Annotated in this window: 24 protein-coding genes; 15 read left to right on the top strand and 9 right to left on the bottom strand. The window is 60.4% G+C overall.

Annotated elements, in window-relative coordinates; genetic code table 11:
• Positions 1-64: 64 nt before the first annotated feature.
• The 3 genes from AO353_RS08570 to AO353_RS08560 are packed head-to-tail and all read left to right on the top strand — an operon-like array spanning position 65 to position 3,011.
• Positions 65-1,207 carry an ABC transporter ATP-binding protein gene (locus AO353_RS08570; RefSeq protein WP_054594534.1) on the top strand — a complete coding sequence of 381 codons (1,143 nt, stop codon included), beginning with the start codon at positions 65-67 and terminating at the stop codon, positions 1,205-1,207.
• A gap of 35 nt (positions 1,208-1,242) precedes the next feature.
• Positions 1,243-2,124, top strand: a complete 882-nt coding sequence (locus AO353_RS08565) for an ABC transporter permease subunit (RefSeq protein ID WP_173859942.1) — start codon at positions 1,243-1,245, stop codon at positions 2,122-2,124.
• A complete protein-coding gene (locus AO353_RS08560; RefSeq protein ID WP_054594532.1) occupies positions 2,121-3,011 on the top strand; it encodes an ABC transporter permease subunit in 891 nt (296 codons plus the stop codon). Before AO353_RS08565 ends, AO353_RS08560 begins: the two co-directional genes overlap by 4 nt.
• Before the next feature lie 223 nt (positions 3,012-3,234).
• Here the strand turns inward: AO353_RS08560 and AO353_RS08555 are convergent, their stop codons facing one another.
• From AO353_RS08555 to AO353_RS08545, 3 genes are all read right to left on the bottom strand, one after another.
• Positions 3,235-3,576 (bottom strand): carboxymuconolactone decarboxylase family protein, encoded by a 342-nt coding sequence (locus AO353_RS08555; RefSeq protein ID WP_054594531.1) that lies wholly within the window; start codon positions 3,574-3,576, stop codon positions 3,235-3,237.
• 121 nt (positions 3,577-3,697) lie between these two features.
• The gene (locus tag AO353_RS08550; protein WP_054594530.1) at positions 3,698-6,109 is read right to left on the bottom strand and encodes a penicillin acylase family protein; all 2,412 of its coding nucleotides are present in this window, start codon (positions 6,107-6,109) and stop codon (positions 3,698-3,700) included.
• A gap of 102 nt (positions 6,110-6,211) precedes the next feature.
• Entirely contained in the window at positions 6,212-6,796 is a 585-nt protein-coding gene (locus tag AO353_RS08545; RefSeq protein ID WP_054594529.1) for a DUF6436 domain-containing protein, read from the bottom strand.
• 109 nt (positions 6,797-6,905) lie between these two features.
• Between AO353_RS08545 and AO353_RS08540 the strand changes: the two genes are divergently transcribed.
• The gene (locus AO353_RS08540) at positions 6,906-7,859 is read left to right on the top strand and encodes an alpha/beta hydrolase (RefSeq protein ID WP_054594528.1); all 954 of its coding nucleotides are present in this window, start codon (positions 6,906-6,908) and stop codon (positions 7,857-7,859) included.
• Between the two features lie 127 nt (positions 7,860-7,986).
• On the opposite strand, the gene AO353_RS08535 is transcribed toward AO353_RS08540, so the two are convergent.
• Positions 7,987-8,739: a DUF2059 domain-containing protein gene (locus AO353_RS08535; protein ID WP_054594527.1), complete on the bottom strand. Its 753-nt coding sequence runs from the start codon at positions 8,737-8,739 to the stop codon at positions 7,987-7,989.
• A gap of 132 nt (positions 8,740-8,871) precedes the next feature.
• On the opposite strand from AO353_RS08535, the gene AO353_RS08530 reads away from it, so the two are divergent.
• Positions 8,872-9,504 (top strand): 2OG-Fe(II) oxygenase, encoded by a 633-nt coding sequence (locus AO353_RS08530; protein WP_054594526.1) that lies wholly within the window; start codon positions 8,872-8,874, stop codon positions 9,502-9,504.
• 2 nt (positions 9,505-9,506) lie between these two features.
• Positions 9,507-9,992: a DUF523 domain-containing protein gene (locus AO353_RS08525; protein ID WP_054594525.1), complete on the top strand. Its 486-nt coding sequence runs from the start codon at positions 9,507-9,509 to the stop codon at positions 9,990-9,992.
• A 176-nt stretch (positions 9,993-10,168) separates the two neighbouring features.
• Here AO353_RS08525 and AO353_RS08520 read toward each other — a convergent pair whose 3' ends face one another.
• On the bottom strand, positions 10,169-10,942 hold the full coding sequence (locus AO353_RS08520) for a transporter substrate-binding domain-containing protein (protein WP_054594524.1): 774 nt from the start codon (positions 10,940-10,942) through the stop codon (positions 10,169-10,171).
• A 131-nt stretch (positions 10,943-11,073) separates the two neighbouring features.
• Between AO353_RS08520 and AO353_RS08515 the strand changes: the two genes are divergently transcribed.
• Positions 11,074-11,511, top strand: a complete 438-nt coding sequence (locus AO353_RS08515; protein ID WP_054594523.1) for a DUF4399 domain-containing protein — start codon at positions 11,074-11,076, stop codon at positions 11,509-11,511.
• A 61-nt stretch (positions 11,512-11,572) separates the two neighbouring features.
• Here AO353_RS08515 and serA read toward each other — a convergent pair whose 3' ends face one another.
• Positions 11,573-12,802, bottom strand: a complete 1,230-nt coding sequence (serA, locus tag AO353_RS08510; protein WP_054594522.1) for a phosphoglycerate dehydrogenase — start codon at positions 12,800-12,802, stop codon at positions 11,573-11,575.
• A 204-nt stretch (positions 12,803-13,006) separates the two neighbouring features.
• On the opposite strand from serA, the gene AO353_RS08505 reads away from it, so the two are divergent.
• The 3 genes from AO353_RS08505 to AO353_RS08495 are packed head-to-tail and all read left to right on the top strand — an operon-like array spanning position 13,007 to position 16,008.
• Positions 13,007-14,401 (top strand): FAD-binding oxidoreductase, encoded by a 1,395-nt coding sequence (locus tag AO353_RS08505; protein ID WP_054594521.1) that lies wholly within the window; start codon positions 13,007-13,009, stop codon positions 14,399-14,401.
• 40 nt (positions 14,402-14,441) lie between these two features.
• Entirely contained in the window at positions 14,442-15,107 is a 666-nt protein-coding gene (locus tag AO353_RS08500) for a fumarylacetoacetate hydrolase family protein (RefSeq protein ID WP_054594520.1), read from the top strand.
• Positions 15,097-16,008 (top strand): SdiA-regulated domain-containing protein, encoded by a 912-nt coding sequence (locus tag AO353_RS08495; protein ID WP_102667234.1) that lies wholly within the window; start codon positions 15,097-15,099, stop codon positions 16,006-16,008. Before AO353_RS08500 ends, AO353_RS08495 begins: the two co-directional genes overlap by 11 nt.
• A 197-nt stretch (positions 16,009-16,205) precedes the next feature.
• Here AO353_RS08495 and rpiA read toward each other — a convergent pair whose 3' ends face one another.
• Positions 16,206-16,880: a ribose-5-phosphate isomerase RpiA gene (gene rpiA, locus AO353_RS08490; RefSeq protein WP_054594518.1), complete on the bottom strand. Its 675-nt coding sequence runs from the start codon at positions 16,878-16,880 to the stop codon at positions 16,206-16,208.
• Positions 16,881-17,220: 340 nt separating this feature from the next.
• Between rpiA and ilvA the strand changes: the two genes are divergently transcribed.
• On the top strand, positions 17,221-18,735 hold the full coding sequence (ilvA, locus tag AO353_RS08485; protein WP_054594517.1) for a threonine ammonia-lyase, biosynthetic: 1,515 nt from the start codon (positions 17,221-17,223) through the stop codon (positions 18,733-18,735).
• A 39-nt stretch (positions 18,736-18,774) separates the two neighbouring features.
• Positions 18,775-19,200, top strand: coding sequence for a DUF2269 domain-containing protein (locus tag AO353_RS08480; protein ID WP_054594516.1), 426 nt, complete (start codon positions 18,775-18,777; stop codon positions 19,198-19,200).
• Between the two features lie 123 nt (positions 19,201-19,323).
• Here the strand turns inward: AO353_RS08480 and AO353_RS08475 are convergent, their stop codons facing one another.
• Positions 19,324-19,980: an HAD family hydrolase gene (locus AO353_RS08475; protein ID WP_054594515.1), complete on the bottom strand. Its 657-nt coding sequence runs from the start codon at positions 19,978-19,980 to the stop codon at positions 19,324-19,326.
• A gap of 144 nt (positions 19,981-20,124) precedes the next feature.
• Between AO353_RS08475 and AO353_RS08470 the strand changes: the two genes are divergently transcribed.
• Positions 20,125-20,604, top strand: coding sequence for an RNA pyrophosphohydrolase (locus AO353_RS08470; protein WP_007897732.1), 480 nt, complete (start codon positions 20,125-20,127; stop codon positions 20,602-20,604).
• A gap of 22 nt (positions 20,605-20,626) precedes the next feature.
• Positions 20,627-22,906, top strand: a complete 2,280-nt coding sequence (ptsP, locus tag AO353_RS08465) for a phosphoenolpyruvate--protein phosphotransferase (RefSeq protein ID WP_054594514.1) — start codon at positions 20,627-20,629, stop codon at positions 22,904-22,906.
• Between the two features lie 172 nt (positions 22,907-23,078).
• On the opposite strand, the gene AO353_RS08460 is transcribed toward ptsP, so the two are convergent.
• The gene (locus AO353_RS08460) at positions 23,079-23,825 is read right to left on the bottom strand and encodes an NRDE family protein (RefSeq protein ID WP_054594513.1); all 747 of its coding nucleotides are present in this window, start codon (positions 23,823-23,825) and stop codon (positions 23,079-23,081) included.
• A 121-nt stretch (positions 23,826-23,946) separates the two neighbouring features.
• Here AO353_RS08460 and AO353_RS08455 point away from each other — a divergent pair, with 121 nt between their 5' ends.
• The gene (locus AO353_RS08455; protein WP_054594512.1) at positions 23,947-24,729 is read left to right on the top strand and encodes a sulfite exporter TauE/SafE family protein; all 783 of its coding nucleotides are present in this window, start codon (positions 23,947-23,949) and stop codon (positions 24,727-24,729) included.
• Positions 24,730-24,821 lie beyond the last annotated feature (92 nt).

The following is a 24,821-nucleotide window of genomic DNA, read 5'->3' as shown; positions in this document are numbered from 1 at the left end:
GGCTCAGACTATCCAAGGTTTGCCTGTATTGGGTGAACTGCAAATTTTGTTGGGAGTTTCGTAAATGGCAGTTGCCTCCGGCGCCTATAAGAAAGCCCTCGAGGGCGACCAGACACCGAAACAGGTGCTGGTCAAAATCGACCGGGTCACGAAGAAGTTCGACGAGACGATTGCCGTGGACGATGTGTCCCTGGAAATCAGGAAAGGCGAGATATTCGCCTTGCTCGGCGGTTCGGGATCGGGCAAATCGACCTTGCTGCGCATGCTGGCAGGTTTCGAACGGCCTACGGAGGGGCGCATTTTCCTCGACGGCGTAGACATCACCGAGATGCCGCCGTACGAGCGGCCGATCAACATGATGTTCCAGTCCTACGCGTTGTTCCCGCATATGACCGTGGCGCAGAACATCGCTTTCGGCCTGAAGCAGGACAAGATCCCGTCGGCTGAAGTCGACGCCCGTGTGACCGAAATGCTCAAGCTGGTGCAGATGAGCCAGTACGCCAAGCGCAAGCCGCACCAGCTCTCCGGTGGTCAGCGTCAGCGCGTGGCGCTGGCTCGCTCACTGGCCAAGCGTCCGAAACTGCTGCTGCTCGACGAGCCGATGGGCGCGCTGGACAAAAAACTGCGTTCGCAGATGCAGCTTGAACTGGTGGAAATCATCGAGCGCGTCGGCGTGACCTGCGTGATGGTGACCCACGACCAGGAAGAGGCCATGACCATGGCCGAGCGCATCGCGATCATGCACCTGGGCTGGATCGCCCAGATCGGTAGCCCGATCGACATCTACGAAACCCCGACCAGCCGCCTGGTCTGTGAGTTCATTGGCAACGTCAACATCTTCGAAGGCGAAGTGGTGGACGATGCCGAGGGCCATGCGCTGATTACCTGCAAGGACCTGGACCGCAACATCTACGTGGGCCACGGCATCAGCACCTCGGTGCAAGACAAGTCGGTGACCTACGCGATTCGTCCGGAAAAACTGCTGGTGACGGCAGAAATGCCGACCTGCGAGCACAACTGGTCGAGCGGCAAGGTCCACGACATCGCCTACCTCGGTGGCCACTCGGTGTTCTATGTCGAACTGCCGAGCGGCAAGATCGTGCAGTCGTTCGTGGCCAACGCCGAGCGTCGTGGCCAGCGCCCTACCTGGGGCGATCAGGTTTACGTCTGGTGGGAAGATGACAGCGGCGTGGTATTGCGCTCATGAACACGCAAAAGCTCACGCGCCGACTCAGTCGAATAATTCCCGCGGGTCGTCATCTGGTCATCGGGGTTCCGTTCCTCTGGCTGTTCATGTTCTTCATGCTGCCGTTCTTCATCGTCCTGAAGATCAGCTTCGCCGAAGCCGACGTGGCCATTCCGCCGTACACCGAGATCTACAGCTACGTCGATCAGAAGGTCCAGTTGCTGCTGAACTTGGGCAACTACACGATGCTGGGCGGCGACGAGTTGTACATCGCCGCTTACCTCGGCTCGTTGAAAATGGCGTTATTCAGCACCATTCTTTGCCTGCTGATCGGCTACCCGATGGCCTACGCCATTGCCAGTGCGCGCAAAGAGATACAGACGGTGCTGGTGTTGCTGATCATGATGCCGACCTGGACCGCCATTCTGATCCGCGTGTATGCGTGGATGGGCATTCTCAGCAACAACGGCCTGCTCAACGGCTTCCTGATGTCGATGGGCTGGATCAATGAGCCGCTGCAGATCCTCAACACCAACCTGGCGGTCTATATCGGCGTGGTCTATTCGTACCTGCCGTTCATGATCCTGCCGCTGTACGCCAACCTGGTGAAGCACGACAACAGTTTGCTGGAAGCCGCTTCGGACCTGGGTTCGAGTACCTTCAACAGCTTCTGGAAGATCACCGTTCCGTTGTCGAAAAACGGCATCATCGCTGGCTGCATGCTGGTGTTCATCCCGGTGGTCGGTGAGTTCGTGATCCCGGAACTGCTCGGCGGTCCGGAAACCCTGATGATCGGTAAAGTGCTCTGGCAAGAGTTCTTCAACAACCGTGACTGGCCTGTGGCGTCTGCCCTGGCGGTGGTGATGCTGGCGATCCTGATTGTGCCGATCATCCTGTTCAACCGCAGTCAGGCGAAGGAAATGGAGGGTAAAGAATGAAGCGCTTCCGTTTCTCCAGCCTGATGCTGGTGCTCGGCCTGTTGTTCATCTACATGCCGATGCTGATCCTGGTGATTTACTCGTTCAACGCCTCGAAACTGGTGACGGTCTGGGGCGGCTGGTCAGTGAAGTGGTACGTCGGCCTGCTGGACAACACCCAACTGATGGGCTCGGTGGTGCGCTCGCTGGAAATCGCCTGCTACACCGCGGTTGCCGCCGTTGCGCTGGGGACGCTGGCGGCTTTCGTGCTGACCCGCGTCACCCGCTTCAAGGGCCGCACGCTGTTCGGCGGCCTGGTCACTGCACCATTGGTGATGCCGGAAGTGATCACCGGCCTGTCGTTGTTGCTGCTGTTCGTGGCCATGGCGCAGATGATCGGCTGGCCGCAGGAACGCGGCATCGTCACCATCTGGATCGCCCACACCACGTTCTGCGCCGCTTATGTAGCAGTGGTGGTATCGGCGCGCTTGCGTGAGCTGGACCTGTCCATCGAAGAGGCCGCCATGGACCTCGGTGCGCGGCCGTGGAAGGTGTTCTTCCTGATCACCATTCCGATGATCGCGCCATCGCTGGCAGCGGGCGGCATGATGTCGTTCGCCCTGTCGCTGGACGATCTGGTACTGGCGAGCTTCGTCTCCGGGCCGGGTTCCACGACCTTGCCGATGGAAGTGTTCTCGGCCGTGCGTCTGGGCGTGAAGCCTGAGATCAACGCCGTGGCCAGCCTGATTTTGTTGGCGGTGTCGATCGTGACCTTCCTGGTCTGGTTCTTCAGCCGCCGTGCTGAAGAAAGTCGCAAACGTGCGATCCAGCAAGCCATCGAAGAGGGCGCTGCGGACTCCTGGAAACAACCGGACGTACGCCGCGCACAGGCGCCGGAAGTGGTTTAACCCCGGCAGCACAAAAAAACCTCGCTCCCTGCAAAGAGAGCGAGGTTTTTTATGTGCAGGGTTGGCGAATGGAAAGGCTTTTGTGGTGAGGGAGCTTGCTCCCGCTGGGCCGCGAGCGGCCCCAAAACCTGCAACCGTGCTGTATCAGGTGTACCGCACTCATCGGTTTTGGGAGTGCTGCGCACTCCAGCGGGAGCAAGCTCCCTCGCCACAGGGGTTGATGTCAGCCTTTCAGCATGTCATGTGCTTCAAGTGCTCGCAGCGAGAAGACGTACGCTGCGCCGGCGTTCAACGAGATTGCGGTGGCCAGGGTGGCGGCGATTTCTTCGCGGGTGGCACCGGCCTTGATCGCCGCGTCGGTGTGTACGCCGATGCAGCCGTCGCAACGAGTGGTGATGGCGACGGCGATGGAAATCAACTCGCGGGTCTTGGCGTCGAGCACCTCGTTTTCAGCGGCGGCTTCATCCAGCGCCACAAAGGCCTTGACCATTTTCGGGTTGCTCTTGCCCAGTGCGCCGAAGGCTTTCTGGATGGTGGGCAGCAGTTCGGACCAGTTATTGAACATTGCATTCACTCCTGAGCAGGTTGGGATGTACGGTGTGCGACACGTACAGTTTTGACCACTCGGGCGCTTTGCGCTTGCTCATTCAGGGCCTTAAAAGATCGCAGCCTGCGATCTTTTACTGTTATTGCGCCACCCGCGCTGGCAACAGCTTCAAGGTGCTGCGGGTATTGGCCGTGACTTCTTCCTCGTTGAAATGCGCCTCCTGGTAGACGCCTTCGATATAGGCTTCGGCCTGGTCATCGTAGTGTGAATCGAACAGCACACCGCTTTGGCCGACCGGGTTGATGGTCAGGCCGTGCGCCGGGTCGGCGAAGTCGATGATCCGGCGGGTCGAGGGGCCGTAGGTTACCGGCCATGGCGCCGGGCCGATTTTTGCCGAGAGGTTGTTCGGCACTTCGTGGCTGCCCGGGGCCTCGAACGGGCCGACGTTGAAGATTCGATCCAGCGGCTTTTGCATGCCCAGCGGATGGCCGTGGGTCAGGGTGTGGGCATCGCCCCATAGCCATTGCGCCGGGTCAGGGGCGAGGGTGGTTTTCAGGTGGGCGATACTGGCCTGCCACGCGGCTTTGACGATGTCGGCGCGGGTTTCCTTGCCGAGCGTGTTGCGGTTGTCCCACCACGGCGAATCCGCGGAGGCGGCCAGCCGGGGCAACGCGGCATCGATCACGCGGGTCGAGAGCAGGGTCTCGAAAAAACTGTCGCCAAGTTCGTCGTGCAGTGCGCCATCGGCGAGGTTGAACAGGAACTGGTTGAACAGTGTGGCGCTGGTGGAGTTCACCGGGTAATCGCCTTTCCATTTGGCCAGTTGCTCCACCAGTTGCAGCTCTTGCGGGTCGCTGACCACCTCACGCAGTACCGGCAACAGCGGGGCCAACAGGCGAGGGCCGTAGTCGGTGGTGGTGCCCAGTTGCAGTTTCTGGCTGGCGTCGATGTTCCACTTCACGCTCTTGTCGCTGAGCTGGCGGTTGAGCTGCTGACCGCGATCCGGCAGGTTGTAGTAGCCAGGGATCTCCATGCCTGTCGGCGAAACCGGCTGGAAGTTGGCCGAGACGATGTAGCCACGCACCGGGTTTTCTTCCTGCGGGTTGGCGCTGAACGGGTAGAAACCTTCCTTGTCCGCCTGATTGGTGCTGCCGTCGAGTATGAACCACGGTTTGACCCCGGCGGGACGTTTGGGCAGTTGTGCCGCCGCCCACCAGCCAATATCACCCTCGGCATTGGCCCAGACGATGTTCAGCCCCGGCGCATGAACCTTGGTTGCCGCGGCGCGAGCCTTGGTCAGGGTGTCGGCACGATTGAGCTGGTAGAAGCCTTCGAGGATCGGGTTCTGGGTTTCGAGGAACGCCCACCACATGGCGATCGGCGTCTTGCCGGCGCTGGCACCGAGCACGTCGTTGATGATCGGGCCGTGGGGTGATTGACGCAGAATCAATGTGACCGCTGCCTGGCCCTTCACGGCAATTTGCTGCTCGGTGTTGACCATGTCGACCCACTTGCCGTGATACCAGACCTGGTTGGCATTGTCCGGGTTGACCTTCTCGGCGATCAGGTCGAGGTCGTCGTTCTGGAACATGGTCAGGCTCCAGCCGAAGTCCAGGTTGTGGCCCAGGAAGGCAAAAGGCACCAGGGCCTGATGCTGCCCGTAGAGCTCGAAACCCGGCGCCGAGAGTTGCGCTTCGTACCACACCGACGGCGTCGAAAAACGAATGTGCGGATCACCGGCCAGCAGCGGTTTGCCGCTTTGGGTGCGAGTGCCGGAAATCACCCAGGCGTTACTGCCCTCGAACTGCGGCAGGCCGTTGTCGGCGAACGCTTGCTCACTCAGGCGCGCAATGGCGTTGAGGTCTTTCCAGTCAGCGGCGGAGAGCACCGGGGCTTTGCTGGACTGACGTTTGGCCAGCACGCCTTTGGGCTGCCAATCGAGGTCGAAGATATTCAGGTAATCGCTGCCCAGTTGATCGCGCACATAGGTCAGCAATGGTTCGGTGCGAAACGCCGCGGCAAAGCTGTAGGCCATGTAGCCGGCGACACTGACGGTGTCCTCGGCGGTGAACGCGCGTTTACGGATGCCCAGTACGTCAAACTCCATGGGCGCAGCGTGGGTGTCCTGATACTGGTTGATCCCGTCCAGATAGGCTTGCAGGGCCTTCCACGCCGCAGACTGGCGGTCGAGTGCGGCCACGTAGCTTTCGGCGCGCTCGCGGATGCGCAGGCTGCGGAACAGTTTGTCGGTGTCGATCAGTTTCGGTCCGAGGACTTCGGCCAGTTCGCCACGAGACAGGCGTCGCAGCATTTCCATCTGGAACAGCCGGTCCTGGGCGTGTACGTAACCGAGGACGCGATAAAGGTCGGTTTCGTTCTCGGCGCGAATATGCGGCACGCCGCGTTCGTCGTAGCGCACCGTCACCGAGCCTTGCAGGCGTTGCAATTCCACCTGTCCCTGACGCGTCGGTTGCTTGCTGTACACATACCAGCCACCGCCTGCCGCGAGGACGACAAGTAGCAGGGCCAATAGGGTCAGGACGCGTTTCATGGTGACTCCTTGTTCTTCGGGGTTGTCGCCAGCCTGGGGCGTCAACATTTAGCACAGACCTCGTGCGTCGGGCATTACCTTCCTCGAAAAGTCCGGAATGCCTCAGTGAGCGTCATCCGTCTTCGCCCATGGACAGTAGCAGCCCACGGCGAGGGTATGCGTGGCGCTCACCGGGCGGTCTTCGCTCAGTGCCTGGAGGATCGGTTCGATAAAGCTGTTGCTGGAGTTGCAGGTCAGGCCTTCGCTGTAGGGCCCGAAATACGCCAGTTTGCCGCTGCGGTCCCAGATCGCGACCGCCGGGCTGGCGGGGATTTGCTCGGAGCCTGGCAAGGTGTCGAGGGTTTTCAGGCGGCTCAAGGTACTGGGTAACTGACCCTGGCTGCCGGGCTTTTGGACGGCATAGAACTCAACGCCTTGCGGCACAAAGTGCTCAAGCAGTTCGGCCAGGTGCTGTTGATTGCCGACGTTGCACGGACAAGCCGGGTCCCAGAAGTGCACGACCCGAATCGCGCCGGGGCCTGCCAGGTTGGCGGGAAGGTTCAGCGGATCGCCGGAAAACAGCGCGGTGTGCGAGCTGAACGCCCGCAGGTAGCGTCCCTGAAACCAGTCATAGGCGGTCCACAGCACACCGGCACACACAAGGGCGAGCAGACTGGCAAGCAGTGTCGTGCGGTAGTGCGGGCGCATACGGAACCATCCTCGAAGGTCGCGTAGCTTGCCATGCTTGCCGCGACAGATGAATATCGCAGGCCCATAAAGTCTGTTTTGCGCGCCGCGCTTTGCCTGGAAACCCGTGATGCCTGCCACCTTCGACCCCGATCATCTGCGTGCCAGCCTGCGGCCTTTGGCCGAGGCGCAGCCGTTGTCGGAGGAAGCGCAGGCTTATCAGCACTTTTACGGGCTGGATTTCCCGCAGCGCAGCGTCCCGGTCAAACGCGGGCTCGGCAGCTTCAAGGTCGGTGACTATCAGTTGGTCAGCCAGGTCTGGTGGCCGCAGCGGACGGTGGCGACGATGTTCCTGTTCCATGGCTTCTACGATCACATGGGCCTTTACCGGCATGTGATCGAATGGGCGCTGGATCAGGGGTTCGCGGTGATCGCCTGTGATTTGCCGGGGCATGGGTTGTCCAGCGGCGAGCGCGCGAGCATCGAGGATTTCGCCGAGTATCAGGCGGCGCTGCAAGGGTTGTTCGCTGAGGCGCGGTCGCTGGACCTGCCGCAACCGTGGCACCTCTGTGGGCAGAGTACGGGGGGGGCGATTGTCATCGATCACGTGTTGAACGCTGGCGCGGACAGTCCTGCACAAGGGCAGGTGGTACTGCTTGCGCCGCTGGTTCGGCCGCGCTCCTGGGGCTGGTCGCATTTCAGCTATTACCTGATGAAGCCTTTCGTCAAAGGCATCGCCCGGCGTTTCAGCGAAAACACCAACGACCCGGCGTTCTTGCCATTCCTGCAAGCCGATCCGCTGCAACCGCTGCGTTTGCCGAGCGTCTGGGTCGGGGCGCTGGCGCGGTGGATCAAGCGCATTGAAGCGGCTCCGCGCAGCAGTCGTCGGCCATTGATCGTCCAGGGGCAAGCGGACATGACGGTGGATTGGGAGCACAACCTTGAAGTGCTGGGGAGCAAGTTCGACCGGCCGCAGGTGTTGAAACTGCCCGAGGCCCGTCATCATCTGGCAAATGAAATCCCGGCGTTGCGCGAGGAGTATTTCGGGTTTTTGACCAAGCGGATCAACGGGCGGAATCGCTAGCGACTGTTATGACGCCATCGCGGGCAAGCCTTGCTCCTACGAAATCGGGTCGTTCAGAAAATGGTGATCCAGCACGAAACCGTAGGAGCAAGGCTTGCCCGCGATTGGGTTTCAAAGGCGCCGAAAATTATTGGTTAAGGCTCGAGGTGCTTTGCCCCACCGCCAACCCAGCCCGAATCGCTGCCAGCGCCGCCCGGTAATAGGCCTTGCCTTCAGAGGACTCGGCAAAGGTGGCGAACTCCTCGAGTTCGTCATCCGATAAGCCGCGATAGACATACAGCAACGTGTTGTTCAGGTCGGAGCCGATCTGATCCATCAAGCGCTGACGCTGGCCGTCCAGCATGCCTTGGGCCTGACCGCCGCCGAGCAGGCCGGGGATCATCTGGCTCAGGCTATCGGCCGCTACGCCGGCAATCGCTAGGCTGACTTCGGCTCCGGCTTCGCGCGCTGGCAGTGCCTGGGCCAAATGGCCAATGATCAACTGACGGGTGTCACTGGCTTCGATTTTCGGCAGGCCTTTGGCGTTCTTCGCCAACTGGTCGCGGCGGGTCGCCAGCAGTTCGGCGGCGATGATCTTGCGCCCCAGTGGCGACTGGAAAAACGCCAGTGCAGGTGCAGGGTCAGCGAGGTTTTTGCGCAGTTGCGCTTCGGCTCGATGGTCCATGGCTTGCGGGGCAAAGCGCTGGTTGCTGTTACTGACCAGCGCCTGAAACACCGCGGGCGGCAGGCTGCTTTGGTAGCGTTGTTGGGCGGCAGTGAGGGCATCGTTAAAATGCGCGCGTTGGTCTGGCCAACCGGCGACCTTGTACAACTGGTCGTGGCCGTCTGCCCAAGCGGGCAAAGTGCAGAGCATCAACAGTGAAAAAAGCAAACGGCGCATAAGAACTCCTGTCGGCAGGCGACTATTCTCCGGGGCCGGGCACGGGTTGTCGAGAATTCGTATCAGGTTCGTCAGCTTATCCGACGATCCTCCGCTACACGGCTCTGTCGGATTTTCTGGCGCAGGAATACTATGCGCGCCATGCAAATACCCTCTGATCACCCGCTGCTGTTACGTATCGTCGACGACCTGGCTACACATGGCTGGTCGCAGCAGAATATTTTCCTGCCCCAGGCTCTGACCCTGGAACTGGCGGCTGAGTGCCGTAAACGTGCAGCCGAAGGTGAGCTGGCGCCAGCGGCAGTGGGGCGCGGGCCTTTCTCGGAGATTCGCGAAGGGATTCGTGGCGACCATATTCAGTGGCTTGAGCCCGGGCAAGACGAGGCCTGCGACAGCTATCTGGGGTTGATGGACAGCCTGCGCGAGGCGATGAACCGCGGGTTGTTTCTCGGGCTTGAGGATTTCGAAAGCCATTTCGCGCTGTACCCGCCGGGCGCGTTCTACCGCAAGCACGTCGACCGCTTTCGCGATGACGACCGGCGCATGGTGTCGGCGGTCATCTACCTCAATGACGCCTGGCTGCCGGAGCATGGCGGCCAGTTGCGGATGTACCTGGAGGAGGGCAGAGAGCACGATGTGGTACCCACTGGAGGTTGCCTGGTGGTGTTCCTGTCGGGCGAAGTGCCCCATGAAGTCCTGCCCGCGACCCGCGAGCGCCTATCATTGACGGGCTGGTTTCGCCGGCGCGGCAACGAGCCATTCTGATCATGCAGAAAATTCTGGTGAGTCGTTGTCTGCTGGGCCACCGCGTGCGTTATGACGGCGGGGCCAGCGGGCCGTTCAATCAGCTGGAACAGTGGATCGCCGAAGGTCGGGTGATCCCTTTGTGCCCGGAAGTTGCCGGCGGTTTGCCAACACCACGGGCTGCGGCCGAGATTCCGGGTGGGCAAGGCGTTCAGGTGCTCGATGGTACTGCGCGGGTGATGACGACCGAGGGTAAGGATGTCAGCGCCGAGTTTCTCTCGGGTGCCCATCAGGCTCTGGAACTGGTCCGCAAACACGCAATCCGCATCGCCGTGCTCAAGGCCAACAGCCCGTCCTGCGGCAACCTGCTGACCTATGACGGGACCTTCAGCGGGGTCAAAGTCAGCGGCGAGGGCGTCACCGCAGCCTTGCTGACCCGCAATGGGGTGCAAGTGTTCAGCGAATTGGAGTTGGCCGAAGCTGCGCTCGCGTTGGCTGCACTGGATTAGCGCCAGACACAAAACCTGTGGCGAGGGAGCTTGCTCCCGTCGGCCGGTCCGCGCTCGAGCGAAGCAGTCGCATATCAGTCGGTGCGGTTTATCGGGTAGTACTCAGTTGCAGGTTTTAGGGGCGCTTCGCACCCCAGCGGGGGCAAGCCCCCTCGCCACAATGAACTGTGTAGGCCTCAAGGTTTCGGCGGCTGGCTCGCGTCCATGCCGAACCATTTCTCCGACAGCGTCATCAATCGGCCGTCCGCCTTGATCCGTTGCAGGGCCCGGTCGAGGCTGGCCTGGAATGCCGGGTTACCTTTTTGAAACGGTATCGCCAGGCTCAAGGTCGGACCGACCTTGGCCCCTTCTTTTACCGGTAATCGACTGTCGCGGATGGCGTAGGGGATCAGCAAGCGATCGCTGATGGCTGCGTCGATCTGTTTGTCTGCCACATCCTTTAGCGGCTGCTGCGCGTCGGGATAGCTGCGCAGGTCAATACCTTCAACACCGCGTGCCTGTTCGACGAACTGGCTGCCTTGCGCCACACCCAGGGACTGGCCCTTGAGTGCCAGCAAAGTGCCGAGCGGGCGTTGTTCTTCCTGGCGCACGATCAATTGTGCGCTTGAATAACTATAAGGTTCGCTGAAGTCGAAACGATCCTTGAGTTCTGGAGTCAGTGCTATGTGGTTGATAGCGACGTCGTACTTGCCGCTCTCGACCCCCGGCAACAGATCGGCCGAATCAGTGACCACGAAGTCGGCACGCACATCCAGTTCGTTGGCCAGCAGTTGGCCCAGTTCGACTTCGAAGCCGCTGAGCTTGCCGTCTTCCTTGAAGTTGAACGGTGGTGTGTTGGCTTCAAGCGCAATGCGCAACTCGCCACGGTCGTTTACATCGTCGATCAGTTCGGCATGAGCAAAAGGGCTCACAAGGGGCAGCAACAGTATCAGGCCAGGCAGAAAGCGCATGGTCACTCCTTGAATTCGTTATGTGCGGCGCGCTGTTTCGTGCGCTTTGCTATGGTGTTGAGGTGTTTCGACAACGAATCGCCACGAAGTTGTCACAACCGTAAAGATTAAGTTCAAAACTGGAGAAAAGAATGAAAACCTTTATGTCACGTGCAGTTCTCGCTGGTCTGATGCTCAGCGCTTCGATGCTGGCGAGCGCCGCGGACGTCCCCCGCACCAAGGCCCCTGCGGGTGCGAAGGTGTATATCGTCTCTCCGGCGGACGGTGCGACTGTAGATAAAACCTTCAAGGTCCGATTCGCTGTTGAAAAAATTGCCCTGGCGCCGGCCGGCGATCAGACCCCGCACACCGGGCACCACCACCTGCTGATTGACGTCAATCAGTTGCCAGCCGAGAACATGCCGATCCCGGCGGACGCCAACCACCTGCATTTCGGCAAGGCACAGACCGAAACCGAAGTGACCCTGACGCCGGGCAAGCACACCTTGCAACTGGAGCTGGGCGACAAGAACCACGTGCCGTTCGATCCGCCGATTCTCTCGAAAAAAATCACCGTGACGGTAAAGTAAGTTTTTTCCAGGCATGAAAAAGGGAGACCCGAGGGTCTCCCTTTTTATTGACGCTTGAGCGTTAGAACAACACGCGGCAACGGATGGTGCCGTTGATGTGTTGCAGCTTCTCTTGCGCCAGGTCCGAGTATTCGGCGTCGACATCGATCACGACGTAGCCGACTTTCTCGTTGGTCTGCAGGAACTGACCGGAAATGTTGATACCGTTTTCGGCGAAGACCTTGTTGATCTCGCTGAGTACACCCGGAATGTTCTGGTGAATGTGCAGCAGACGGTGCTTGCCAGGGTGAGCCGGCAGGGCCACTTCCGGGAAGTTGACCGAGGACACCGACGTACCGTTGTCGCTGTACTTGACCAGTTTTTCAGCGACTTCCAGGCCGATGTTGGCTTGCGCTTCAGCGGTGGAGCCGCCGATGTGCGGGGTCAGGATCACGTTGTCCAGGCCACGCAGCGGGCTTTCGAACTCTTCGTCGTTGGAGCGTGGCTCCACCGGGAAGACGTCGATGGCCGCGCCGATCAGGTGCTTGTCCTTGATCGCGTCCGCCAGGGCGTCCAGCTCGACCACGGTGCCGCGAGCGGCGTTGATCAGGATGCCGCCTTTCTTGATGGCGCGGATTTCCTTCTCGCCGATCATCCACTGGGTAGCAGCCGTTTCCGGAACGTGCAGGGTCACGATGTCGGACATCGCCAGCAGCTCGTGCAGGTTGCCGACCTGAGTGGCGTTACCCAGTGGCAGCTTGGTGATGGTGTCGTAGAAGTACACCTGCATGCCCAGGCCTTCAGCTAGGACCGACAGTTGAGTACCGATCGAGCCGTAACCGACGATACCCAGCTTCTTGCCGCGGATTTCGAAGGAGTTGGCCGCGCTTTTGATCCAGCCGCCACGGTGGCAGGAAGCGTTCTTCTCAGGGATGCCGCGCAGCAACAGGATCGCTTCAGCCAGCACCAGCTCGGCCACCGAACGGGTGTTGGAGTACGGTGCGTTGAAGACAGCGATGCCGCGTTCGCGAGCAGCGTTGAGGTCGACCTGGTTGGTGCCGATGCAGAAACAGCCAACAGCTACCAGTTTCTTCGCGTGATCGAAGATTTCTTCGGTCAGTTGAGTGCGGGAGCGAATGCCGATGAAGTGCGCATCAGCGATCTTTTCCTTCAGCTGGGCTTCCGGCAGAGAACCTGTCAGGTACTCGATGCTGGTGTAGCCCGCCGCCTTGAGGACGTCGACAGCCGATTGGTGGACGCCTTCGAGAAGAAGGAACTTGATCTTGCTCTTATCGAGAGAAGTCTTGCTCATCTGCGTAAACCTGTGTCCCGGAGAAAAATGGCAGGGAAGTGGCCAGCAGATGCTGACCCGAGCGGCAGGAACGCCGTCGCCGCAGAACAGCCTTTGGGCACTATCCTGCGGGGGCGGTATGCTAGCATATGCACCCCGCAAACACTCATTCCTGCGACGTGAAGCGTGCTCAGGATGACCATGAATTGTTCGAGAGTTCTGTCGATGACCAATCCCGCCCTGATTGAAGAGCTGAAGACCCTGGTTGAGCCTGGCAAGGTGCTGACCGATGCCGACTCCCTGAATGCTTACGGTAAGGATTGGACCAAGCATTTCGCCCCGGCCCCGACGGCCATCGTGTTCCCCAAGACCACCGAGCAGGTCCAGGCCATCGTCCGTTGGGCGAATGAGCACAAGATTGCGTTGGTACCGTCTGGTGGACGCACCGGGCTGTCCGCTGCTGCCGTGGCGGCGAATGGCGAAGTGGTGGTTTCCTTCGACTATATGAACCAGATCCTCGACGTGAACCTGACCGACCGCACTGCGGTCTGCCAGCCGGGTGTCGTCACTGAACAGCTGCAAAACCGCGCCGAAGAGCATGGCCTGTATTACCCGGTGGACTTCGCTTCCGCCGGTTCCAGCCAGATTGGCGGCAATATCGGCACCAATGCCGGCGGGATCAAGGTTATTCGCTACGGCATGACCCGTAACTGGGTTGCCGGCATGAAAGTCGTGACCGGCAAGGGCGACCTGCTGGAACTGAACCGCGACCTGATCAAGAACGCCACCGGTTACGATCTTCGTCAGCTGTTCATCGGCGCCGAAGGCACCTTGGGTTTTGTGGTCGAAGCGACCATGCGCCTTGATCGCGCCCCGAAAAACCTCACCGCGATGGTCCTCGGCACCGCCGATTTCGACTCGATCATGCCGGTGCTGCACGCGTTCCAGAGCAAGCTCGACCTGACCGCGTTCGAATTCTTCTCCGACAAGGCCTTGGCCAAAGTCCTCGCGCGCGGCGACGTGCCGGCGCCGTTCGAATCCGATTGCCCGTTCTACGCGCTGCTGGAATTCGAAGCGACCACCGAAGAAGTGGCCAACCATGCGCTGGAAACCTTCGAGCACTGTGTTGAAGAGGGCTGGGTGCTCGATGGCGTGATGAGCCAGAGCGAATCCCAGTTGCAAAACCTCTGGAAACTGCGCGAATACATCTCCGAGACCATTTCCCACTGGACGCCGTACAAGAACGACATTTCGGTCACTGTGTCGAAAGTGCCGGCATTCCTGAAGGAAGTCGACGCGATCGTCGGTGAACACTACCCGGATTTCGAAATCGTCTGGTTCGGCCACATCGGCGACGGCAACCTGCACTTGAACATCCTCAAGCCAGAAAACCTCAGCAAGGACGAGTTCTTCGCCAAGTGCGCGACCGTCAACAAGTGGGTATTCGAAACCGTCGAGAAGTACAACGGCTCGATCTCGGCCGAGCACGGCGTGGGCATGACCAAGCGTGATTACTTGACCTACAGCCGTTCGCCGGTTGAGATCGAGTACATGAAAGCGGTCAAGGCGGTGTTCGACCCGAACGGCATCATGAATCCGGGCAAAATCTTCGCTGTTTGAAGCCGCTGTCCCTGATGAATCTATAAAGCAGGAGTCGGTAATGAGCTATCAGCACCAGTATGTCGACGGTACACGTATTCATTTCCCGGTCGGGAAAGTGGTGTGCATCGGGCGTAACTACGCCGAACACGCCAAGGAACTGGATAACCCGGTGCCTACCGAGCCGCTGCTGTTCATCAAGCCTGGCAGTTGCGTGGTGCCGCTGGAGGGTGGTTTTGCGATTCCGACCGAGCGTGGCTCGGTCCACTACGAGGCTGAAATCGCCGTGTTGATCGGCAAGCCGTTGTCGACCAAGCCAAGCCGCGAAGAAGTGCTGGACGCGATCTCCGGGTTTGCGCCGGGGCTGGACCTGACCTTGCGCGACAAGCAGGCCGAGCTGAAATCCAAAGGCCTGCCCTGGGAAATCTCCAAGTCGTTCGACGGCGCCTGCGTGCTGGCGCCATTCGTGGTCAGCAGCACCTTCCCGGACCTGACCGACATCGGTATCCGTCTGACCATCAATGGTGAAGTTCGCCAGGACGGTAACAGCAGCTTGATGCTCAACCCGATCGTGCCAATGATCCAGTACATGGCGGGCTGCTTCTCGCTGCAAGCCGGTGACGTGATCATGACCGGCACTCCGGCTGGCGTCGGTCCGTTGAACGTTGGCGATGAACTGGTGCTGGAATTGCCGGGCGCCGGCAGCTTCAAGAGCAGTGTTCGCTAAACTGCAAAGCCGAGTCCTGATCGTGCTCTTCGCTGCAGTCGTGGCGTTGGGCGCGGTCGGGCAGCATTATCGTTTGTTCGAGCGCGGCTGGTTCAACCTGCAAGCCTGGTTGCACCCGGCCGACGGCCAGTCCATGGCACTCAACGATTACCAGGTGGTTGTCGAGGCGAAGGTCATTGACGGGCTGAGCGCGGACGTTTCGGCGCTGACGTTTGATCCGGTGCGCCATAGCCTGTTCACCGTGACCAATAAAAACTCCGAGCTGCTCGAGCTGTCCCTCGACGGGCGAATTCTGCGCCGCGTGACGCTGATCGGATTTGGCGACCCGGAAGCGGTGGAGTTCATCAGTGCTGATACCTATGTGATCGCCGATGAATATCAGCAGCGCCTGATCAAGATTCACCTGACGGATGAAACGGAGTTTCTCGACGCTGCGGATTCCGAGCAGATGCCCCTTGGCGTGCACATGAGCAGCAATAAGGGCTTTGAAGGCCTGGCCTACGATTCGGTGGGCAAGCGGCTGTTCGTCGCCAAGGAGCGCGACCCGATGCTGATCTACGAAGTGCAGGGCTTCCCGCATTACAACCCGGAGAAATCCTACGCGGTGCACGTGGTCAACAACCCCAAGCGCGATGCCGGACTGTTCGTGCGCGACCTGTCGAGCCTGCAATATGACAAGCGCAGCGGCCATTTACTGGCGCTGTCGGATGAGTCGCATCTGGTGCTGGAGCTGGATATCGACGGTCGGCCGTTAAGCACGATGTCGCTGAACAAAGGGCGTCAGGGTTTGCAAAAGACAGTGCCGCAAGCAGAAGGGGTCGCCATGGACGACAGCGGCACGCTGTACTTGGTCAGCGAGCCCAACCTGTTTTATGTCTTCAAGAAGCCCACGCTGCCATAACTCTGGAAGGCGCCGTTTTCATTGTGGCGAGGGGGCTTGCCCCCGTCGGCCGGTCCGCGCTCGGGCGGAGCAGTCGTAAATCCTGCGAACGCGGTGTGCATGATGCAACGCGATTGCAGGTTTTGGGGCCGCTTCGCGACCCAGCGGGGGCAAGCCCCCTCGCCACAAGAGCTCGCCCCACAGGTTTTGTGTTCGCCTTACTTGGCGCGCAGGGTCTTCACGCCTTCGCTCGTTCCCAGCAGCAGCACGTCTGCCGGACGGGCGGCGAACAGGCCGTTGGTGACCACGCCAACGATCGCATTGATTTGGGTTTCGAGTTCGACCGGGTTGGTGATCTGCATGTTGTAGACGTCGAGGATGATGTTGCCGTTGTCGGTCAGCACGCCTTCACGGTAAACCGGATCACCGCCCAGCTTCACCAGCTCGCGGGCCACGTGGCTGCGGGCCATCGGGATCACTTCGACCGGTAGTGGGAAAGTGCCCAGGACCGGCACCAGTTTGCTGGCGTCGGCGATGCAGATGAACGTCTTGGCTACGGCTGCAACGATCTTTTCGCGGGTCAGGGCTGCGCCACCGCCCTTGATCAGGTTCAGGTGCTCGTCGCTTTCATCGGCGCCGTCGACGTAGAACTCCAGGTCGCTGACGGTGTTGAGTTCATACACCGGAATCCCGTGACCCTTGAGGCGCGCGGCGGTGGCTTCGGAGCTGGCAACTGCGCCGTCGAACGCGCCCTTGTGCAGGGCCAGTGCGTCGATGAAGCAGTTGGCGGTGGAGCCGGTGCCGACCCCGACGATGCTCTTGTCGTCGAGTTTTGGAAGGATGAAGTCGACGGCGGCCTGGGCCACTGCCTGTTTGAGTTGATCCTGGGTCATGCGGGCTCCGAAAGCGGGCAAGGGGAACTGAAGGCCGGCATTATAGGCTGCGGGGCAGGGAAGGTCATTGTCCGATTGGCCAATGAGTATGTATGGCATGCCGGGGAGGCTTCTGTGGCGAGGGAGCTTGCTCCCGCTCGGCTGCGTAGCAGTCGTAGAATCTGAGTCCCGATTTTTTCAGGTTCAATTACTCAACCTTGTTGCGACCGCTTCGCGCTCGAGCGGGAGCAAGCTCCCTCGCCACAAATGCGCAGTAAAACCTCTGGATTCGTGTGGTCGCACGGGCAAAAGCCGGGTTAGACTCCTTGGCCCTGCCCAACCCGCTCAGTGATGCTTTCCGATGCTCGAACAGTACGTCAAAAAGATCCTCACCTCGCGCGTTTATGACGTTGCCGTAGAAACCCCATTGCAGACTGCTCGCCAGCTCTCCGAGCGGCTGGGCAACAAGATTTGGCTCAAGCGCGAAGACTTGCAGCCGGTGTTCTCGTTCAAGATTCGCGGCGCTTACAACAAGCTGACCCAATTGAGCGATGAAGAGCGCGCCCGTGGCGTGGTCACCGCCTCGGCAGGTAACCATGCGCAGGGTCTGGCGCTCGCGGCCAAGGTGTTGGGCGTGAAAGCGACCATCGTCATGCCCAAGACCACCCCCGAGATCAAGGTCGAAGGCGTGCGTTCGCGCGGCGGCAAAGTAGTGCTGCACGGGGATTCCTTCCCGGAAGCCCTGGCCTATTCGCTGAAACTGGTCGACGAAAAGGGCTACGTCTACATCCACCCTTACGATGATCCGCACACGATTGCCGGGCAGGGCACCGTGGCGATGGAGATTCTGCGCCAGCACCCTGGCCCGATTGATGCGATTTTCGTCCCGGTGGGCGGTGGCGGCCTGATCGCCGGGATCGCCGCGTACGTGAAGTACCTGCGGCCCGAGATCAAGATCATCGGCGTCGAGCCGGACGATTCCAACTGCCTGCAAGCAGCCATGGCTGCCGGTGAGCGCGTGGTACTGCCGACCGTCGGGCTCTTTGCCGATGGTGTGGCAGTGGCGCAGATTGGCCAGCACACCTTCGACATCTGCAAGGATTACGTCGATGAAGTGATCACCGTCAGCACGGATGAGATCTGTGCGGCAATCAAGGATATCTACGACGATACCCGCTCGATCACCGAGCCTGCCGGCGCCTTGGGTGTAGCGGGGATCAAGAAGTATGTCGAGCTGTATGGCGTGACCGGGCAGACCCTGGTGGCCATCGACTCCGGCGCCAACGTCAACTTCGACCGCCTGCGCCACGTCGCCGAACGCGCCGAGCTGGGGGAAGGTCGTGAAGCGATCATCGCCGTGACGATCCCGGAGAAACCGGGCAGCTTCAAGGCGTTCTGCGAAGCCATCGGCAAACGCCAGATCACCGAATTCAACTACCGCTACAACACCGGCAGCGAAGCGCACATCTTTGTCGGCGTGCAGACGCACCCGGAAAACGATCCTCGCAGTGCCCTGCTCGCCAGTCTGACCGAGCAGGGCTTCCCGGTGCTCGACCTGACCGACAACGAACTGGCCAAGTTGCACATTCGCCACATGGTCGGCGGTCGTGCGGCGCAGGTCGTCGATGAAGTGGTGTTGCGCTTCGAGTTCCCGGAGCGTCCGGGAGCGTTGTTCAACTTCCTCAACAAGCTCGGCGGGCGCTGGAACATCTCCATGTTCCACTACCGCAACCACGGCGCGGCCGATGGTCGGGTGGTTGCCGGTCTGCAAGTACCGCACGAAGAGCGCCATCTGGTGCCGGCGGCGCTGGCAGAAATCGGTTACCCGTATTGGGATGAGAGCGACAACCCGGCGTATCAGCTGTTCCTCGGCTGAGCGTCTACGCTGATGGCCAGTCCATAAGGAAATCGAACAATGGAAACGTTAACCGCCCTGAAAGTTGCGCACGTCCTGGCAACGGTGTTGTTGTTGATCGGTGCACTGAGCCTGGCGATCTGGGTCTGGCGCACGCGGCGTAACGGCGATGCGACGGCGCACGCGCGCACCTTGCAGCGCCCATGGGTGTTTGTCTGGTTGGTGATGGGCCTGGCGTTGCTGAGCATGCCATTCACCGGATGGTGGATGGTGCACCTGGTGGGCTGGCCGCTGGGGCAGATGTGGGTTCTGGCGTCCAGCGTGATCTACACCGTCGGTGCGCTGGCGATGTTCTGGCTGCTGGTGCGGCTTAACAAGCTGCGTACTGCAACGGGTGGAAACGGCAAGTTTACGTTTGCCTTGGCGTTGTTCAGTTTTGTCTGCTTTATCGCGATTGCCGGGTTGATGGGCGCGAAGCCGGTCTGACCTGATTCATGCGATCAACTGTGGCGAGGGAGCTTGCTCCCGCTGGAGCGCGTCGGCCGGATTTGCGGCCGCTGCGCGACCGAGCGGGAGCAAGCTCCCTCGCCACAGATAAAGTCGCTGACTTCAGTCACGCAACGACATGATCGGCCAGCCGCGTTTCTGTGCCTCGGCGCGCAAGTTCGGGTCCGGGTCCACGGCCACCGGGTTTGCCACTTCCTCCAGCAACGCCAGGTCATTCATCGAATCGCTATAAAAATAGCTGTCTTCGAGCGACATGCCGGTCTCTTCCAGCCAACGATTCAGGCGCGTCACCTTGCCTTCACGGTAGCACGGCACGTCGGTGCTGCGTCCGGTGTAGCGGCCGTCGACCATTTCGCATTCGGTGGCAATCAGGGTTTCGACGCCCAGACGCTGGGCAATCGGCCCGGTGACGAAGCGGTTGGTGGCGGTGATGATCACCAGTTTGTCACCGGCCGCCCGGTGCCTGGCCAGCAACTCGAGTCCCTTGGACAACACGAGCGGTTCGATGCAGTCGCGCATGTAGTCGCGGTGCCATTCGTCCAGCAGGGTCATCTCGGTACGGCCGAGGATTTCCAGACAAAAGTTCAGATACTCGGCCTGGTCCAGCTTGCCGGCCAGGTAGTCCTGGTAGAACTCATCGTTGCGCGTTTTGTAGGCGACGGCATCGAGCAAACCGCGTTCGCACAGGTAATCGCCCCACGCGTGATCGCTGTCGCCGCCCAAAAGTGTGTTGTCCAAGTCGAATAAAGCCAGACGCATTTGCAGTTACTCGCTGAAAAGTCTGTAAAAAGGCCTCCAGAATACGGTCTTTTCACAAGAGTGCACATAACGTAGGAAGCTTCGTTGCCGCCTTCACAACCTTTGTGGAACAATGCGACGACATGCGTTTGCGAGGTTGTTGCCGTGATCGACCCCGATGGTTTCCGCCCCAATGTCGGGATCATTCTCACGAATGATGCCGGCCAGGTGCTATGGGCTCGCCGTATCAATCAAGATGCCTGGCAATTTCCTCAAGGTGGTATCAACCCTCAGGAGACGCCCGAAGACGCCTTGTACCGCGAGTTGAACGAAGAAGTGGGGCTGGAGCGCGAAGATGTTGAAATTCTCGCCTGCACCCGGGGCTGGTTGCGCTATCGTTTGCCGCAACGCCTGGTCAGAACGCACAGCCAACCGCTGTGCATCGGCCAGAAACAGAAGTGGTTTCTCCTGCGCCTGATCTCTAACGAGCAGCGGGTGCGGATGGATTTGACCGGTAAACCGGAGTTCGATGGCTGGCGCTGGGTCAGTTATTGGTATCCGTTGGGCCAGGTGGTGACATTCAAGCGCGAGGTTTATCGCCGCGCTCTCAAAGAGCTTGCCCCGCGCCTTTTAGCGCGCGACTGACGACGGAGTTCGACCCCGAGCCATGCTCAATACGCTACGCAAGATCGTCCAGGAAGTTAACTCCGCCAAGGATCTCAAGGCGGCGTTGGGGATTATTGTGTTGCGCGTCAAAGAGGCCATGGGCAGCCAGGTCTGCTCGGTCTACCTGCTCGACCCCGAAACCAACCGCTTCGTGCTGATGGCCACCGAGGGCTTGAACAAGCGCTCGATCGGCAAGGTCAGCATGGCACCCAACGAAGGTCTGGTTGGCCTGGTCGGCACGCGTGAAGAACCCCTCAACCTCGAAAACGCCGCGGATCACCCGCGCTATCGCTACTTCGCCGAAACCGGTGAAGAGCGTTATGCCTCGTTCCTCGGAGCCCCGATCATTCACCACCGCCGCGTTGTCGGCGTGTTGGTCATCCAGCAAAAAGAACGTCGCCAGTTCGACGAAGGTGAAGAAGCCTTCCTGGTGACCATGAGCGCCCAGCTCGCGGGCGTTATCGCCCATGCCGAGGCCACCGGTTCGATCCGTGGCCTGGGGCGTCAGGGCAAAGGCATTCAGGAAGCAAAGTTTGTCGGCGTACCCGGCTCGCCCGGTGCGGCGGTCGGTACCGCGGTGGTCATGCTGCCTCCGGCCGATCTGGACGTGGTGCCTGACAAGACTATCGCTGATATCGAAGCCGAGCTTGGCCTGTTCAAGACCGCCATCGAAGGCGTGCGCGCCGACATGCGCGCGCTGTCCGCCAAGCTTGCCACGCAGTTGCGGCCGGAAGAGCGGGCGCTGTTCGACGTCTACCTGATGATGCTCGACGACGCTTCGCTGGGCAGCGAAGTGACCACCGTGATCAAGACTGGCCAATGGGCCCAGGGTGCACTGCGCCAGGTGGTCACCGATCACGTCAACCGTTTCGAATTGATGGACGACGCCTACCTGCGTGAGCGTGCCTCGGACGTCAAAGACCTTGGCCGACGCCTGCTGGCTTACCTGCAGGAAGAACGTCAGCAGACGCTGGTCTATCCCGACAACACCATTCTGATCAGCGAAGAACTGACGCCGGCGATGCTCGGCGAGGTGCCGGAAGGCAAGCTGGTGGGTTTGGTGTCGGTACTCGGTTCCGGCAACTCCCACGTGGCGATCCTGGCGCGAGCCATGGGGATCCCGACGGTGATGGGTCTGGTCGACCTGCCGTATTCCAAGGTCGACGGCATCCAGATGATCGTCGACGGCTACCACGGCGAGGTCTACACCAACCCGAGCGACGTGCTGCGCAAGCAGTTCGCCGACGTGGTCGAGGAAGAGAAGCAACTGGCCCTGGGGCTGGATGCACTGCGCGACTTGCCGTGCGTGACGATCGACGGCCACCGCATGCCGCTGTGGGTCAACACCGGCCTGCTGGCGGATGTGGCGCGGGCGCAGAAGCGCGGTGCCGAAGGCGTGGGTCTGTACCGCACCGAAGTGCCGTTCATGATCAATCAGCGCTTTCCGAGCGAAAAGGAGCAGCTGGCGATTTATCGCGAGCAACTCGCGGCCTTCCACCCGCAGCCGGTGACCATGCGCAGTCTGGACATCGGCGGCGACAAGTCACTGTCGTACTTCCCGATCAAGGAAGACAACCCGTTCCTCGGCTGGCGCGGGATTCGCGTGACCCTCGACCACCCGGAAATCTTCCTGGTACAGACCCGCGCCATGCTCAAGGCCAGCGAAGGCCTGAACAACCTGCGCATTTTGCTGCCGATGATCTCTGGCACGCATGAACTGGAAGAAGCCCTGCACCTGATTCACCGCGCCTGGGGTGAAGTGCGCGACGAAGGCACTGACGTGCCGATGCCGCCAGTTGGCGTGATGATCGAAATTCCGGCAGCGGTGTATCAGACCAAGGAACTGGCACGGCAGGTGGACTTCCTGTCGGTCGGCTCCAACGACCTGACCCAATACCTGCTGGCCGTGGACCGTAACAACCCGCGGGTAGCCGATCTTTACGACTACCTGCACCCGGCGGTGCTGCAAGCCCTGCAAACCGTGGTGCGCGATGCACATGCCGAAGGCAAGCCGGTGAGTATCTGCGGCGAGATGGCCGGTGATCCGGCGGCGGCGGTGCTGTTGATGGCGATGGGCTTTGACAGCCTGTCGATGAACGCCACCAACTTGCCAAAAGTGAAGTGGATGCTGCGCCAGATCAACCTGAGCTGGGCCAGGGACCTGCTTGCCGAGCTGATGACCATCGACAACCCGCAAGTGATCCACAGCTCGCTGCAACTGGCGCTGAAGAACCTCGGGTTGGCGCGGATGATCAATCCGGCGGCGATCAAGCCTCTCTGACTCTGACTCTGTGACAGTGGGCTTTTGTGGCAAGGGAGCTTGCTCCCGCTGGAGTGCGAAGCGCTCCTGAATCGGCCAGCGTGTTCTATCAGTCTGTGCGCGATGACTGTTTAACGACTGCTTCGCAGCCGAGCGGGGGCAAGCTCCCTCGCCACAGAGTATCGCGCCAGGGCTAAATCCTGATCTCCACTTCCCCAAGATGCCCGCCGTACGGACCGAAACTTCGTTCAACCATATGCCGCGTCCCGTCCGCCCGCACTATCAACGCGGTACTCGCTCGCGTGCCATACATGGGGCTGGCAATGAACACGCTCGACAATAAACTCTCGGTCGCAAGACCAACCCCGGTATCCGGCAAGTCGGCGAACGGCGCCGTTTGCGGGTCGCCTAAAAGCGCCAATAAAGCCTGCGGCTGCGGGTCGGCCAGGACTTCACTCAACGCCGCCTTGGCCTTGAGCACTTTCGGCCACGGCGTATCAAGCCCGGCATTCGACAATCCATAGATGCCTGATTGCAGTTTGCCTGGCCCAGGGGTGCGCGCGTTGTAATGCCACAGCTCATGACGATTGCCGATCAGCAGATTAAACCCGGCATATTCCGGTGATCTGTCGACTGCGTCGGCCAAATACTGATCAATCGGCAAGTCGCCGGTGAGAAACCGTGCCACCAGCTCGCCTCGTGATTTGCGCGCCGGTGGCTGGTGTGGGTCGCGGATGTTGGTCAGTGCGGCAAAGCGCCCGTCGGCGCCAATGCCCAGCCAGGTACCACCCGCTTCCAGGTCACGTCCGGCGTACACCTGCGGCGTTTCGGACCATTGCGCCAGCGGCAGGCTGGGGCGTGCATAAAACTCGTCGCGGTTAGCCGCAACGATCAGCGGCGTTGCGTGACCCGGCCGCCAGGCGAAGACGATCAAGCACATGGGGTTATCCCTCTTGGCTTTTTGCCCACTTTACGCATAGAACTGGCGGGTATCCATCGCCATCCAGTGGAGCTTGAGGCCATGCATCCGTTACCATGCCGCACTTATTTGGGGGGCAGTCATGGAATTTCCGCTCTATCTGCTGCTGGGTGCCTGTGCCGGCGTGCTGGCCGGGCTGTTTGGGGTGGGCGGCGGGATCATCATCGTCCCGGTACTGGTGTTCAGTTTCACCTTGCAGGGTTTTGATGTGTCGGTGCTGACTCACCTGGCCGTCGGCACGTCGTTGGCGACGATCATCTTCACGTCGGTCAATGCAGTGCGCGAACATCATCTGAAAGGCGCGGTGCGCTGGCCGATTTTTGTCTGGATGACTGTCGGGATTCTGATCGGCGCAGGTTTTGGCGCGCTGACGGCCGAAGCCATCTCGGGACCGCATTTGCAGAAGATCATCGGCGTGTTCGCGTTGGTCATTGCCTTGCAGCTGGCGCTGGAAGTCAAGCCCAAGGCCAGCCGAACGGTGCCTGGTAAATTCGGCCTGACCCTGGCCGGCAGTGTGATCGGCTGGGCTTCGGCGATTTTCGGGGTTGGCGGAGGCTCACTGACAGTGCCGTTTCTGACCTGGCGCAGCGTGCCGATGCAGCAAGCCGTGGCCACCTCTTCGGCCTGCGGTCTGCCGATTGCGCTCGTCAGTGCATTAAGTTTCATGATTCTGGGCTGGCACGATCCACGCCTGCCGGCTCATAGTCTCGGGTTCATTTATTTACCGGCGCTGTTGGGCATTGCCCTGACCAGCATGGTCTTTGCCCGTATCGGTGCGCGACTGGCCCACAAGCTGTCACCGCGGTTGCTGAAAAGACTGTTTGCCGCGTTGCTGTTTTGCGTGGGTTTGAGCTTTTTGCTTTGAGCTCTTTTGCCGGGAACAGCGACGCAATCCTGGCTTAATCCAGGCGTGGCACGGTCACGCCAGGAATTTTACGTTTCAACTCTAACGAGGAG

It is taken from the genome of Pseudomonas fluorescens (assembly GCF_001307155.1).
Classification (GTDB): Bacteria; Pseudomonadota; Gammaproteobacteria; order Pseudomonadales; family Pseudomonadaceae; genus Aquipseudomonas; species Aquipseudomonas helvetica.
Note: the sequence above shows the minus strand (reverse complement) of the source record. Positions and strands in the feature narration are given on the sequence as shown.